Source organism: Promicromonospora sukumoe 327MFSha3.1, assembly GCF_000385135.1.
Taxonomy (GTDB): Bacteria; Actinomycetota; Actinomycetes; order Actinomycetales; family Cellulomonadaceae; genus Promicromonospora; species Promicromonospora sukumoe_B.
In genome coordinates this window covers 1,848,011-1,860,285 of record NZ_ARQM01000010.1, presented here as the reverse complement: position 1 = coordinate 1,860,285, position 12,275 = coordinate 1,848,011, and the positions used below count along the sequence as shown (strand labels likewise).

The following is a 12,275-nucleotide window of genomic DNA, read 5'->3' as shown; positions in this document are numbered from 1 at the left end:
CCAGTTTGAAACCGATCGTTCAGAAATTGCTTCCCGGGAATGCCTGGTGCTACGTTCCAGTTCTTAACCGCACGGTTAGAAACTAGGAGACGATCGACATGGCAGGACGTGAGCTGGCAGGACGGCTGGGCCCGCTCGGGGTGTGGAGCATGAGGCTGCGGTCCGCGGACCGGCCCGAGGCGCAGGAGGCCGCAGCCGAGCTGGACGAGCTCGGGCTGCGCACGCTGTGGATCCCGGGGCTCGACGGCAAGGGGGCGCTCGACGACGCCGGGCACCTCCTGCGGGCGCCGCCGCGCAGCACGGTGACGCTCGGCGTGCTGGGCATCTGGGGCACCCCGGCCGGGGAGGTCGCCAACGAGATGGCCCGGCTCGACCGGCTGCACGGGCCTCGGACGGTCCTGGGGCTCGGCATCAGCGACCCCCGGTCGGCACGCAGCCACGGGCAGCCGTTCGGCCGGCCCGTCGACTCCATGACCCGGTACCTCGACGACCTGGACGCCGCACCGGTCCCGGTGCCCGCCGAGCGGCGCCTGCTCGGGGCCCTGGGGCCCCGCATGGCGGCGCTCGGGGCGGCGCGCACCGGGGGAACCCACCCGTTCCTGGTACCGCCGCGCTACACGGCGGACCTCCGGGCGACGCTCGGGCCGGACCCGCTCGTCGCCCCGCACCAGGCGGTCGTGCTCGACACCGAGCCGGATCGCGCGCGGGCCACCGCCCGGGCCGGCGTGGGCATGTTCGTCGGCCTGCCGGCCTACCGCAACAACCTGCGCCGGCTCGGCTTCGGCGACGACGACCTCGTGCCCGGCGGCAGCGACCGGCTCGTCGACTCGCTCGTCGCGCGGGGCGACCTCGACGCGATCCGGGAGCGGCTGCGCGAGCACCTCGACGCCGGGGCCGACCACGTCGCCGTCCACGTCCTGGGCTCCGCGGACCTGCCGATGCCCGCCTGGCGCGAGCTGGCGGCGCTCGCACCGTCGCTCGCCGACGCCTGACCCACCGACCAGCAGCACCCCACCAAGCAGCACCCCACCAACAGCACGACTACCGAAAGAAGAAGGCACCATGGGACAGCTCCAGAACAAGACCGCCCTGGTCACCGGCGGGACGACCGGCATCGGCCTGGCCACCGCCCGCAGGTTCGCGGCGGAGGGAGCGCACGTGTTCGTCACCGGCCGCCGGCAGGCCGAGCTCGACGCGGCGGTGACCGAGCTCGGCGAGAACGCCACCGGCATCCGCGGCGACGTGGCCGACCTCGACGACCTCGACCGGGTCTTCGCGGCGGTCGCGGCCCGCGGCCGGGGGCTCGACGTCCTGTTCGTCAACGCCGGCGGCGGCCGGTTCGCCACGCTGGAGGAGCTGACGCCGGCGGGCTTCGACGAGACGTTCGGGGTCAACGTCCGTGGCACGGTGTTCACCGTGCAGAAGGCCCTGCCCGTGCTGAACGACGGCGCCTCCGTCGTGATCACCGGCTCGACCGCCGCCAGCAAGGGGGCGCCGTCGTTCGGCGTCTACTCGGCGACCAAGGCCGCCCTGCGCTCCTTCACCCGAACCTGGGCCGGGGAGCTCGCGGGCCGCAACATCCGGGTGAACGCGATCGCCCCCGGACCCACCGAGACGCCGGGCCTTGCCGGTCTCGCGCCCGAGCCCTCCCAGGCCCCCGGCCTCCTGACCGCTCTGGCGGGCAACGTCCCGCTGGGCCGGCTCGGCAGGCCCGAGGAGATCGCGAGCGCGGTGCTGTTCCTGGCGAGCGACCAGAGCACCTTCGTCACCGGCACCGAGCTCTTCGTCGACGGCGGAGAGGTCCAGCTCTGAGGCAGTGAACCGGCGACCCCGGCCCTCCCGCGCGGAGGGCCGGGGTCGCGGTGCGCGCCGCGGGCGAGCCGTGACCGGGGGCTAGCGGAACAGCGGGGCGCCGCGCCGCCAGACCTGGCGGATGTTGAGCGTGTCGGAGATGCGCGTGGTGGGGTCACCGTCGACGAGCAGGAGGTCGGCACGCAGTGCCGGGCGGATCCGCCCACGGTCGGTGAGGCCGAAACGTCGCGCGGGCACCGAGGTCGCGGCACGGAGCGCCTCGATCGGGGTGAGCCCGGCACGGACGAGGAGCTGAAGCTCGTGGTGGACGCTCGCGCCGTGCGCCATGCCGCCGAACGCCGGCAGGGGGAACGACACGTCGGTGCCGACGAGGATGTCGACGCCCGCGTCGTGGAGAGCCTTGACCGAGGCGAGGACGTCCCGCAGGTCCCCCTGCGGATACCGGTCGTAGCTGCTGCGCAGGGTCGCGGTCCAGGCGTCGTCGAGCCGGGAGTTCACGCGCGGGTCCGCCGCGAGCTCCGTCGCCGGGATGCCCATCATCGACGCGTTCAGGACCACGCAGGGAACGACGAAGGCCCCCGAGGCGACGACGGACCGGACGATCTCCGGCGTGTGCGGGCCGTCCATGAAGAGGTGGACCAGGCCGTCGATGCCACCGGCGACCGCCGACGCGGTCGCATCGACCGTGAGGGTGTGGGCGACGGTCAGCAGGCCGCGCCGGTGCGCCTCCTCGACGCCGGCCGCGATCGTCGCGTCGCTCAGCAGCGGGAGCCCCGGCGCCCCCTCGACCGTGCCGTCGTCGATCATGAACTTGATGTAGTCGGAGCCTGCCGCCTCCAGCCGCGGGACGAAGGCGACGGCCTCCTCCGGCGTGGTCGAGAACGGCATGACGACGTCGGCCCAGGGCGACGTGCCGTCCTCGTCCTCCACACCCTCCCACGGAGTCTCCTCGCCACCGTCGCCATCGCCGTCGTGCCCGTCGTCGCCCATCAGCTCGCTCGGATGGCCGCCAGGGGGTGTGATGCCGAATCCCGCGGACCGTACGTCAGCGACCCGGTCGTTCTCGGTCACGTGCGCCCGGTTGTGCCGCGTGAACATGCCCTGCATCTCCAGCTCGGTCGTGACGCCGAACGTGAGGGCGAGCTCGAGAGCCTCGACCGACGTGTGCACGTGGGCGTCGACGAGCCCGGGAAGCAGGGTCGAACCGGCGGCATCCACCACGTCGGCCCCGTCCGGGACCGCGCCCCCGACCTGAAGGATCCGGGGCCCGTCCAGCACCACCACGCCGGCGTCCGTCACCTCCTCGCCGTCGAACACGCGCGCTCCGACGATCGCAGTCCTGCCCATCTCGTCCTCCTCGTTCGTTGTGACAGCAGGACGCTAGCACGTTTTTCCGTAGTCACTACAGAATTGGGGTCACACCAGAATTGGTGCCGGTACACACATCGGTCTACGATCGACGGCATGGCAGCCGGAACCGGACTTCGCGCACGCAAGCGAGCACAGACCCGCCACGCCCTGCACGAGTCAGCCGTCGAGCTGTTCCTGGCGCGGGGGTTCGACGACGTCACGGTCGCCGAGATCGCCGAGGACGCCAATGTCGCCCTGACGACGCTGTTCACCTACTACCCGGACGGAAAGGTCGCCCTGGTCTTCGAGCAGGACGAGGACCGCGCCGCCGCTCTCGTCGATGCCGTGCGGGAACGCCCCGCGGGCACCGATCCCCTGCGCGCCGTCGAGACGTTCATGGCGAGCAGACTGCCCTTCGAGCCCCAGGACCCCCGGCGTGAGCGGCTCCTCGGGCTGATCTTCTCGACCCCGCAGCTCCGCGCGCACGTCCGCAAGAAGTGGACCGACTGCGAGGACGCACTCGTCAAGGTGCTCGCCGAGGAGGGACACGAGCCCGAGGACGCCGCCGTGCGCGCCCTGGCCCGCCTCGTCCTCGAGAGCCCTGACATCGCGGCGCGCGAGAGCGCGCCGGGCGAGGCGCTGGCGATGATCTTCGCGAACCTTCGACGCGGCTGGCGATACGACTAGCACGTGCGGCAGGCGCGCCACTCCCGACGTGGTAGTCGACCAACAACGGGCAGAGCAGTACGTTTTGCCCCATGAGCAGTGACAGCGACGCGCCTCGGAGCGAGGGCGGCGAGAAGACCGAGCGCATGGATCGTCTCCGGGCTCTGCTGAACAAGCCCATCAAGATCCCGGAGTCGGCCTCGACCGGCACCGAGGACGCCGACTACGCCGCAGCCGTGGCAGCCGCAGCGACACCACAGGGGGCCAGCACAACGATGACACCCGAGGCAAAGACGCCCAAGGGCGCCAAGGCACCGGTCGAGACGCCGCCCGCCGTCAAGGCGGCGGCCGAGGCGCTCGACCGCCTGACCGAGCAGGAGAAGGACGCTGTCGTGGAGGGCGCCGGCGCCGGGCGGAGCAAGTCGCGCCGCACCTGGGCCGACGCCTATCTCGCCAAGCCCGACAAGCCACTGACCCCCGAGGAGGTCCGCGCCGACCTCATGGTCTCCCTCAAGGAGCAGGGCGCCGAGCTCCGCGAGCTCGTCGCCAAGCGGGGCGTCGCACAGGAGAAGGCTCAGGCGACGGCGCTGGACGAGGTCCGCGCGGAGGTGCGCGAGCGGGCCGACGAGCAGGCGGCCGCGCAGACCGCCGCCACCGCACAGGCCGTGACCTCCGCGCAGGAGGAGGCGGGCCGGCTCCAGGGCCACGTCGACGAGCTCACCGCGACCACCGGCACGCTGCGCACCGACCTGGACGCGGCCCGTGCCGCGGCGGACTCGGCGACGTCGGCCGCCAAGGAGGCCGCGGCCGCGGCGTCGGCGGCCCAGCAGGTCGCGGACGCCGCGACGAAGAAGGCGGCCACGGCCACCACGTTCGCCTTCGTCGGCATCGCGCTGGCCGTGGTCGCCGCGGTGCTCGGGTTCGTGGTCTGATCAGGGACTAGCGGGGATCGTCGAGGTCGGTGCCGGCGCGCAGCACGAAGCGCCGGCGCCGGGGCTCGCGGCGGTGCCCGCCGTAGTACGTCGGCTCCTCCAGGACCGGCGCGTAGGTGACCCGGGGGCCGGTGAACAGCTCGTCCAGCAGCGCGGCGAACGCCGCGTCGACCGGCGAGGACACCGGCTGCGCGACGGGCCGGCCGAGCGCCTGACCTTCCGTGGATTCGTACATGTGTTCGAGTATATCCGCCGCCCGGACTGGAGTCCATCGAATGCGTTGGCCATGGCCGAAGAGCCGCCGTTACGGTCGGCGGATGATCCTCAGCCACGACTCCACGGGTTCCGGCCCGGCCGTCCTGCTCCTGCACGCCGGGGTCGCCGACTCCCGCATGTGGGACCCGCAGCGGGTTCCCCTGGCCCAGCACCACCGCGTCATCCGGTGCGACCTGCGCGGCTACGGCGACACCCCGCTGACCAGCGCACGGTTCGACAACGCGGGCGACGTCAAGGCGCTGCTCGACTCGCTCGGCGAGCGCCCCGTCGCGATCGTGGCGGCGTCGGCGGGCGGCAAGGTCGCCCTCCAGGTGGCCACGCACTGGCCGGACCTCGTCTCGCACCTCGTGCTGATCAACTCGGCCTTCTCCCTGCCGCCCACGCGGTCGCTCCAGCGGTTCGCGCGGCGCGAGGACGCGCTCCTGGAGGCCGGCGACGTCGCGGGTGCCACCGAGCTGAACGTGGCGACCTGGCTGGGACCCGACGCGGACGACGACGCCCGCGAGCTGGTGCGCACCATGCAGCGCCGCGCGTTCGACGTCCAGCTCGCGGCGGGCGACGACATCAACCAGGAGCCCGGCCCCCAGATCGACCTGGCGGCGATCACGGCGCGCACGCTGGTCGTCTCGGGCGGCCAGGACCTCGACCACTTCCGCGCCATCGCGAACCACCTGGCCGGGCAGATCCCCGGGGCCCGGCACACGCAGCTCGGCTGGGCAGGGCACCTGCCGAACCTGGAGCGGCCCGACGAGGTGACGAAGCTGATCAGCGAGTTCCTGGACGAGCCGCGCGGCTGAGGTCGCGGGCCGCGGTCAGGTAACCGCGCGTCACGCGGTCCTGGACGTGGTGGGCGGCCGCCGGGACGATCCGGGAGCCCCAGAAGTCGTGCCGCGCGACGGCGTGGATCTCGAAGACGAGACCTTCCTCCGTGCGCCGCACGCGGAAGGACTCGACGCCCGTCTCCGGGTGGTGCGGCAGCGTCGCGTAGGTGAACCCGGCCTCGTCGGGCTCGCGGACGACGTCGACCACCCGGCACGGGGCGGTGAACCACAGCGGCCCCACGTGCACGGCCTGCACCACGGTCACGCCGACGTCGACCGGTCCGGTCGGGGCGATCGTCAGCCCGGCCCCGCGGTGCACGGCCCAGCCGAAGAGGGCGTCGGCGGTCGCCGTCAGCGACGCGCCCGCCCCCAGGTCCACCCGTTCCCGCAGCACGCGGGCGCGCGGCGGCGGTGCGGCCAGCCAGCCGACGTCGGCGACTGGCCGGGCGGCCAGGGAACTCTCCAGGACACGGGCGAGGTCGGGGCGGTTCAGCTGCACACCAGCACCGTACCCGCAGGTCGTGGTACGCCCCGTGTACCTTTCACACCCATGGCGACCGACCACGACCCCAGCGCCCTCGACGTCTCCGCGGGCGGTGTCCCCCGGCACGCCTCCGCCAAGGAGCGCAAGACCCGCGGCCTGGGGCCCTTCCTGTCCGACCTCAAGGCCGAGGTCCGCAGCCAGCTCTCCCGGGCCGAGGTCCCGGGGCGCGTACCACAGGTCGCGGCCGGGCCCGGCGCGCCCGGCGCGCCGATCGGTACGGTGCCGGACACCGCCTACGCGGAGCCCGCCGAGCACTACCCCACCCAGCCGTTCGCGCAGCCGTCCGACGACGCCGCCGCACTGGTCGCGGCCGCGCTGGCCACGGCCGACCACGCGGGAGCCGAGGCGGCGGCCGCCCGGGACGAGGCCGCCGCCGCCCGGGACGACGCCGGTGCCGCCCGCGCCGACGCGGCCGCGGCGCGAGCCGAGGCGGCGAGCGCTCTGGCCACCGTGGCGCGGTCGGACGCCCAGCTCGCGGCCGCCCGGGCCGAGATCGAGGCGGCGCACCGGGAGTTCGAGACGCTGCGGGCCGAGTTCGACGCCGCTCAGGAGAGGGGCCGGCGGAACGTCCTGATCGCGTGGGTCGGCGCGGGCGCGGCGGCGGTGCTCGCCGCAGTCGCGCTGGTGCTCGGGTTCGTCTGAGTGCTCAGGTTCGTCTGAGCGCTCGGGTTGGTCCGAGGGCGCCGGTTCGGCCGAGCGTTCTGGTTCGGCCGAGCGTTCTGGTTCACCCTGGCGCTCGGGCTCGCCCGAGCCTGCCGATCGGCGCGCGCGTTCTGGTTCGTACCGGTCACCGTTCTGGTTCGTACCGGTCGGTCGGAACCCGTCCGAAGCGGACCGATTAGTTTTCAACCGTCCCGTCGTCCACCCTTCATGACAGAGACCCTCGTCGACGTACCGGGTGCGCTGCTCTGCGCCGAGACCTTCGGCAACCCGGCCGACCCGGCCATCCTCCTGATCGGCGGCATCGCGGGCGCCATGGACTGGTGGCACGCGGACTTCTGCCAGGCCCTGGCCGACGGCGGCCCGCCCGGCAGCACCTCCGACAGCATCTCCGACGGCCCGGCCGGCAGCGCCGCCGACAGCGGTGCCGACGACGCCGCCGACAGCGCCGCCAGCGCGGCCGCCGCCCGCGCCCGGCGCGGCGCGAACGGCGGCCGGTTCGTCGTCCGCTACGACCACCGCGACACGGGACGCTCCCGGACCGACCCGCCCGGGGCGCCGTCGTACACCGGAGACGACCTGGCCCTGGACCCGGTGCGGCTGCTGGACGCGCTGGGGATCGGGCAGGCGCACCTGGCCGGGGTGTCGATGGGCGGCGGCATCGCGCAGCAGACGGCGATCGAGCACCGGCGCCGGGTCGCGTCGCTCACGCTGATCTCCACGAGCCCGGTCACGAAGGTCCCGGGCACGCAGCTGCCCGGTCCGACGGCGCGGGCACGGGCGCAGTTCGACGACCCGCCGCCGGACCCCGACTGGGGCGACCCGGAGGCCGTCGTCCGCTACCTGGTGGCGGGCGAGCGGGCCTTCGCCGGGCCGGGGTACGACGAGCTGGCGGCGCTGGCCACGGCCCGGCGGGTGGTGCGGCGGTCGATCGACCCGGCCGCCGCGGCCAACCATTACCTGGTCGAGAGCCGTCCGGTGCGGGGCTCGCTCGCCGACATCGCGGTGCCGACGCTGGTGCTGCACGGCGACGCGGACCCGCTGTTCCCGCCGGAGCACGGCGAGGCGCTGGCCGCGGCGATCGAGGGCGCGCGGTTCGTGCTGCTGCCCGGGGTGGGGCACCAGTACCCGCCGCGCGCCGCGTGGGACGTGGTGGTCCCGGAGATCCGCGCGATCAGCGCGCCGGCCTGACGGGCCGGGGCACCTCGAACCGCACCGGCAGCTCCCGCGCCACCGACGACCAGAGCGTGCTAGCCGAGCGCAGCGACTCGGGCGGCACGGTGAGCGACACCCCGCCGAGGCGGCGCAGCGCGGCGTCCACGGCGATCTGCGCGATCACCGTGGCCGGGCGGCGCGCCGGGCAGGCGTGCGGGCCGGCGCCCCACGTGAGGTAGGAGAGGTTTCCCGACTCCAGCCAGATGTCGTCCTCGCCGCCGCGGGACTCGGCGCTCGCGCCGAGGATGCCGGGCACCACGGCGTCGCCCGCGGCGATCGCCCGGTCGCCGAGCGTCGTGTCGGCCAGGGCGAAGCGGGGCGCGGCGTTCGGCGCGGGCGGCGTCGAGCCGAGCACGGCCTCGAGCGTGTCGGACGCCGTGAGCCGGCCGCCCGAGCGGCCGTCGAACCGCGGGTCGGTGAGCCGCAGGCGGAGCGCCTGCGTGATCCAGCCGACCTCGAACTCGCTGCCCAGGATGAGGGTCGCCGACACGGCGCTCTGCGCGTCCAGGTCGGTGGGCGCGCTGGGGTGGCGCAGGATCGCGGAGGTCAGGTCGTCGGACGGCGCCTTGCGGCGCTCGGCGATCAGGTCCGAGATGAGGGCGCGCTGCGCGTTGAGCGACTCGAGGCCGGCCGCGCCCTTGGCCTGGAAGACACGGCGCGAGTGGCCGAGCATGGCGCGGGCCTGCTCGGGGTCGAGGCCGAACATCGTGGACATGACCAGCAGCGGGACGGCCCGCGCGTAGTCGCTGACGAGGTCGGCCTTGCCCTGGGCCAGCACGCGGTCCAGCGCCAGGCCGCACCAGTACTCGACCGTGGACTTCAGGCGGTGCTCGTCGACGCTCTCGAACGCGTCGTCGACCAGCCGGCGCAGGTGGCGGTGGCGGGCGCCGTCGACGTAGTAGATGCCGTCGCGCGGCGCGAGCACGCCGCCGATGCCGCTGTCGGCGCGGACGGTGCCGTCGGTGAACAGGCCCCAGTTGCGCGCGTCGCGCGAGAACAGGCCCTCGTTGCGCAGCACCGTGACCAGCTCCCGGTGCCCCAGCACGAGCCAGGCGGGCACGCCCGGCTCCAGGAGCACGGGCGCGACGTTGCCCCAGCGGGCGCGCAGCCGTTCGTACGCCGTGGCGGGGTCTGGGCCGCTCGTGGTCTCGCTCAGCGGCGTGAGGTCGGTCAGGCCCGCCAGGTCGGTCAGGCGCTCCGACTGGGTGGTCGTCGTGACTGTCATGGCTCCCCGGTTCTGGGCGCGACAAGGGGCGCGCCCCCACGTCTTTTAGCCGGAATGTATCTCATGTCCGATGCGCGGTAATACATCGGCCCTGGTCCGAGCCGTTATCCTCGGGCCATGCAGCGGACCATCGCCGTGATCGGCGGCGGCGCCGCCGGCGTCATCCTCTCGGCCCACCTCCTGCGTGCGGCCGCGCCCTTCGGGCCCGAGCGGTCCGTGCGGGTCGTGCTGGTCGATCCCGCGGAGACACCCGGCCGCGGCCTCCCCTACCGGACCACCGACCCCCGGCACACCCTCAACGCCGTGGTCGCGCGCCTCAGCGCGTTCGACGACGACCCCGAGCACCTGCTGCGCTGGTGCGCGAGCGCCGGGGTGCCCGCGGAGCCGGGCACCTTCCTCCAGCGCGCCGACTTCGGGCGGTACCTCACCGAGCTGCTGGACGGCGTGCCGGTGCCCGCGGGGTCCGAGGTGCGGCACGTGCGGGGCACCGTGGTGGACGTCACCGAGATCGGGGACGGCGCGGGTGTCGCGGACGGCGCGCGGGCCACGGACGGCGGGGTCGGGGGCGGCGCCCTCGAGGGCCCTGACCCGGCGGACGCCCCCGGCGTCCTGCTTACCCTGGCCGACGGCGGCACCCTGCGCGCCGACGCCGCCGTCCTCGCGCTCGGCACCCCGCCGCCGGTGCGGCTGCCGGAGTACGAGCCGTGGGGCGACCGGTACGTCGCCGACCCGTGGTCGCCGGACCTGGACGACCGGGCCGCCGGAGCCCGCCGGGTCCTGGTCGTGGGCACGGGCCTGACGACGCTCGACGTCGTCGCACACCTGCACGCCCTGCTGCCGCAGGCGACGTTCACCGCCGTCTCCCGGGGCGGCGCCCTGCCCGCGGCGCACGCGAAGGACCCGCTGCCGCCTGCCGTCGAGGTCGACCTCGACGTCCGTCCCACCGGTAGCCCAACAGGCACGCCCGTCGGCACCCTCGCTGGCGCCGTCGACCAGGTACGGCAGCGCGTCGCGGACGAGCGGGCGGCGGGGCGCGACTGGCGCGCGGTGATCGACGCCGTCCGCCCCCAGGTCAACCTGGCCTGGGCCGGGCTCACGCCGGAGGAGCAGGCGACGTTCCAGCGCGAGCACGCGCGCTCGTGGGAGAACGTGCGGCACCGGATGTCGCACGCGATGCGCAGCCACGTCGACCAGCTCCGCGCCGACGGCGTGCTCACCCTGGGCACCGTGGCCGAGGTCCGGGGCGCCCACCCCGGAGCCGGAGACGGCTGGGACACCTCCGCGTTCGACCTGGTCGTGGGCGCCACGGGGCTGCCAGCGCTGACCTCCCCGGGCTGGAACCCGCTGGTGGACGCCCTGCTGGCGCGCGGCCTGGTGCGACCCCACCGGCTCGGCACCGGCCTCGACCTGACGGCGGACGCCGCCCTGGTCGACACCGCCGGCGTCGGGCACCCGCGGCTGCGCGCGATGGGGCTGGCGCGGCGCGGCCTGGAGTGGGAGTGCACGTCGGTGCCGGACCTGCGGCGGCAGGCCGCGCAGCTCGCGGACGACCTCCTGGGCTAGGCGTCGCCGGCGCCGGATCGTCATCCGGCTGCCATGCGGCGGTTGCCCTGCGGCAACGCGGGGGGTGGAGTCTTCCCTCGAACACCCACCTGTCGGATCGACCGGGACGAGGGAACATGCCTGGACCTGCACTGACGCACCGTTCTTCCCGCACGCTGACCCCCGCACGCACCCGCACGCTCGCGGGCACGACGGCGGCCGTGGTCTCCCTGGGCATCGCGACGGCAGGCGCCGCCGCGGCCGTGCCCGCCGCACCTGTGCCCGCCACTGCCGCGCCTGCCATCGCGCCCGCCGTCGTGGCGGCCGTGAGCGATGCCGACCTGGCGCAGCGCTGGGCGCCCATCCACTACCAGGACGTCGACCAGACCGGCACCAACGCCCTGGGTGGCCGCTCGGACTACCTCGCCGCCTACGACTTCGACGGCGACCTCGACGCCCGCAACAACTGGGAGAACACCGGCAGCCACCCGCTGGCGGCCACGGCCTACTACTCGGTCATGGAGACGTCGAGCCACTGGTTCGTGACGTACATGTTCTTCCACCCGCGCGACTGGTCGGACTCGATCTTCGACACCGAGCACGAGAACGACGCCGAGGGTGTCATGGTGGCCGTCCAGAAGGACGGCTCGGCCTACGGGGTGCTCCGCGGCGCCGTCACCGTGGCACACAGCGACTTCTACTCGTACACGCCGCAGGGCAGCACCTGGGGCGCGGGCGCCGAGACCGTCGACGGCACCCTGCAGATGGCCACCAGCCCGCACGACGGCCTGAGCCACCCGGTCACCGCCCAGGAGGCCAAGGGCCACGGGCTCAAGGCGCGCCCCGGCTACGACATCAAGGGCGACGGCGTCATCTACTACCCGGCGGGCCGCGCCGAGGTGCCCGAGCACCCGGACGACCGGGACGTGTCCTACCGCCTCGTGGACGTCCACGCGCCCGGCGGCTTGTGGGCGCAGCGCGACAACTCCCAGCTCTTCGCGAGCGCGGGCACGTTCGCGGGCGACACCTCCGGCTCGTGCGGCGACGGCGGCATCTCGTGCACGCAGAACTCCGCGAACGCCCCGTGGGGCTGGGACGACGGCGACGACACCCCTGGCCGAGGCGCCCTGGCGACGGACCCGGCGGGCTTGTCGGCGAGCTACTTCACCATCCCGGAGCCGCTGAACCGCACGTACGTCACCAACCCGTTCTGACGACGACTCCCGGGTGTT

General features: G+C 74.3%; 13 protein-coding genes. 9 read left to right on the top strand and 4 right to left on the bottom strand.

Annotated features, from left to right (window positions below; translation table 11 throughout):
• Positions 1 to 98: 98 nt before the first annotated feature.
• The gene (locus H291_RS0112030) at positions 99 to 992 is read left to right on the top strand and encodes a TIGR03620 family F420-dependent LLM class oxidoreductase (protein ID WP_033325922.1); all 894 of its coding nucleotides are present in this window, start codon (positions 99 to 101) and stop codon (positions 990 to 992) included.
• A gap of 70 nt (positions 993 to 1,062) precedes the next feature.
• Complete coding sequence (locus H291_RS0112025) at positions 1,063 to 1,812, top strand: glucose 1-dehydrogenase (protein ID WP_020015245.1); 750 nt, start codon at positions 1,063 to 1,065, stop codon at positions 1,810 to 1,812.
• Positions 1,813 to 1,893: 81 nt separating this feature from the next.
• Here the strand turns inward: H291_RS0112025 and H291_RS0112020 are convergent, their stop codons facing one another.
• Positions 1,894 to 3,159: an amidohydrolase family protein gene (locus H291_RS0112020; RefSeq protein ID WP_020015244.1), complete on the bottom strand. Its 1,266-nt coding sequence runs from the start codon at positions 3,157 to 3,159 to the stop codon at positions 1,894 to 1,896.
• Positions 3,160 to 3,276: 117 nt separating this feature from the next.
• Here H291_RS0112020 and H291_RS0112015 point away from each other — a divergent pair, with 117 nt between their 5' ends.
• Together H291_RS0112015 and H291_RS32505 are read left to right on the top strand one after the other, a co-directional pair.
• The gene (locus H291_RS0112015) at positions 3,277 to 3,849 is read left to right on the top strand and encodes a TetR/AcrR family transcriptional regulator (RefSeq protein ID WP_020015243.1); all 573 of its coding nucleotides are present in this window, start codon (positions 3,277 to 3,279) and stop codon (positions 3,847 to 3,849) included.
• 71 nt (positions 3,850 to 3,920) lie between these two features.
• Positions 3,921 to 4,760, top strand: coding sequence for a hypothetical protein (locus H291_RS32505; RefSeq protein ID WP_020015242.1), 840 nt, complete (start codon positions 3,921 to 3,923; stop codon positions 4,758 to 4,760).
• Between the two features lie 7 nt (positions 4,761 to 4,767).
• On the opposite strand, the gene H291_RS0112005 is transcribed toward H291_RS32505, so the two are convergent.
• Positions 4,768 to 4,995, bottom strand: a complete 228-nt coding sequence (locus tag H291_RS0112005; RefSeq protein WP_020015241.1) for a hypothetical protein — start codon at positions 4,993 to 4,995, stop codon at positions 4,768 to 4,770.
• 82 nt (positions 4,996 to 5,077) lie between these two features.
• Here H291_RS0112005 and H291_RS0112000 point away from each other — a divergent pair, with 82 nt between their 5' ends.
• Positions 5,078 to 5,833: an alpha/beta fold hydrolase gene (locus tag H291_RS0112000; protein WP_020015240.1), complete on the top strand. Its 756-nt coding sequence runs from the start codon at positions 5,078 to 5,080 to the stop codon at positions 5,831 to 5,833.
• On the opposite strand, the gene H291_RS34160 is transcribed toward H291_RS0112000, so the two are convergent.
• Positions 5,802 to 6,356, bottom strand: coding sequence for a DUF1990 family protein (locus H291_RS34160; RefSeq protein WP_020015239.1), 555 nt, complete (start codon positions 6,354 to 6,356; stop codon positions 5,802 to 5,804). The genes H291_RS0112000 and H291_RS34160 overlap by 32 nt on opposite strands.
• 51 nt (positions 6,357 to 6,407) lie before the next feature.
• Here H291_RS34160 and H291_RS33765 point away from each other — a divergent pair, with 51 nt between their 5' ends.
• Positions 6,408 to 7,043 (top strand): hypothetical protein, encoded by a 636-nt coding sequence (locus H291_RS33765; protein WP_020015238.1) that lies wholly within the window; start codon positions 6,408 to 6,410, stop codon positions 7,041 to 7,043.
• 228 nt (positions 7,044 to 7,271) lie between these two features.
• Positions 7,272 to 8,252, top strand: coding sequence for an alpha/beta fold hydrolase (locus tag H291_RS29750; protein WP_020015237.1), 981 nt, complete (start codon positions 7,272 to 7,274; stop codon positions 8,250 to 8,252).
• Here the strand turns inward: H291_RS29750 and H291_RS0111980 are convergent.
• Positions 8,236 to 9,501 (bottom strand): cytochrome P450, encoded by a 1,266-nt coding sequence (locus tag H291_RS0111980; protein ID WP_020015236.1) that lies wholly within the window; start codon positions 9,499 to 9,501, stop codon positions 8,236 to 8,238. The genes H291_RS29750 and H291_RS0111980 overlap by 17 nt on opposite strands.
• Positions 9,502 to 9,618: 117 nt before the next feature.
• On the opposite strand from H291_RS0111980, the gene H291_RS0111975 reads away from it, so the two are divergent.
• Both H291_RS0111975 and H291_RS0111970 read left to right on the top strand, forming a co-directional pair.
• Positions 9,619 to 11,064 carry an FAD/NAD(P)-binding protein gene (locus H291_RS0111975; RefSeq protein WP_020015235.1) on the top strand — a complete coding sequence of 482 codons (1,446 nt, stop codon included), beginning with the start codon at positions 9,619 to 9,621 and terminating at the stop codon, positions 11,062 to 11,064.
• 116 nt (positions 11,065 to 11,180) lie between these two features.
• Complete coding sequence (locus H291_RS0111970; protein ID WP_157236828.1) at positions 11,181 to 12,257, top strand: hypothetical protein; 1,077 nt, start codon at positions 11,181 to 11,183, stop codon at positions 12,255 to 12,257.
• Positions 12,258 to 12,275: the final 18 nt, after the last annotated feature.

What these genes read in the sequence shown, in the direction of transcription:
- H291_RS0112030 (WP_033325922.1), top strand. Translation starts at nt 99, where the DNA reads ATGGCAGGACGTGAGCTGGCAGGACGGCTGGGCCCGCTCGGGGTGTGG.
- H291_RS0112025 (WP_020015245.1), top strand. Translation starts at nt 1,063, where the DNA reads ATGGGACAGCTCCAGAACAAGACCGCCCTGGTCACCGGCGGGACGACC.
- H291_RS0112020 (WP_020015244.1), bottom strand. Translation starts at nt 3,159, where the DNA reads ATGGGCAGGACTGCGATCGTCGGAGCGCGCGTGTTCGACGGCGAGGAG.
- H291_RS0112015 (WP_020015243.1), top strand. Translation starts at nt 3,277, where the DNA reads ATGGCAGCCGGAACCGGACTTCGCGCACGCAAGCGAGCACAGACCCGC.
- H291_RS32505 (WP_020015242.1), top strand. Translation starts at nt 3,921, where the DNA reads ATGAGCAGTGACAGCGACGCGCCTCGGAGCGAGGGCGGCGAGAAGACC.
- H291_RS0112005 (WP_020015241.1), bottom strand. Translation starts at nt 4,995, where the DNA reads ATGTACGAATCCACGGAAGGTCAGGCGCTCGGCCGGCCCGTCGCGCAG.
- H291_RS0112000 (WP_020015240.1), top strand. Translation starts at nt 5,078, where the DNA reads ATGATCCTCAGCCACGACTCCACGGGTTCCGGCCCGGCCGTCCTGCTC.
- H291_RS33765 (WP_020015238.1), top strand. Translation starts at nt 6,408, where the DNA reads ATGGCGACCGACCACGACCCCAGCGCCCTCGACGTCTCCGCGGGCGGT.
- H291_RS29750 (WP_020015237.1), top strand. Translation starts at nt 7,272, where the DNA reads ATGACAGAGACCCTCGTCGACGTACCGGGTGCGCTGCTCTGCGCCGAG.
- H291_RS0111980 (WP_020015236.1), bottom strand. Translation starts at nt 9,501, where the DNA reads ATGACAGTCACGACGACCACCCAGTCGGAGCGCCTGACCGACCTGGCG.
- H291_RS0111975 (WP_020015235.1), top strand. Translation starts at nt 9,619, where the DNA reads ATGCAGCGGACCATCGCCGTGATCGGCGGCGGCGCCGCCGGCGTCATC.
- H291_RS0111970 (WP_157236828.1), top strand. Translation starts at nt 11,181, where the DNA reads ATGCCTGGACCTGCACTGACGCACCGTTCTTCCCGCACGCTGACCCCC.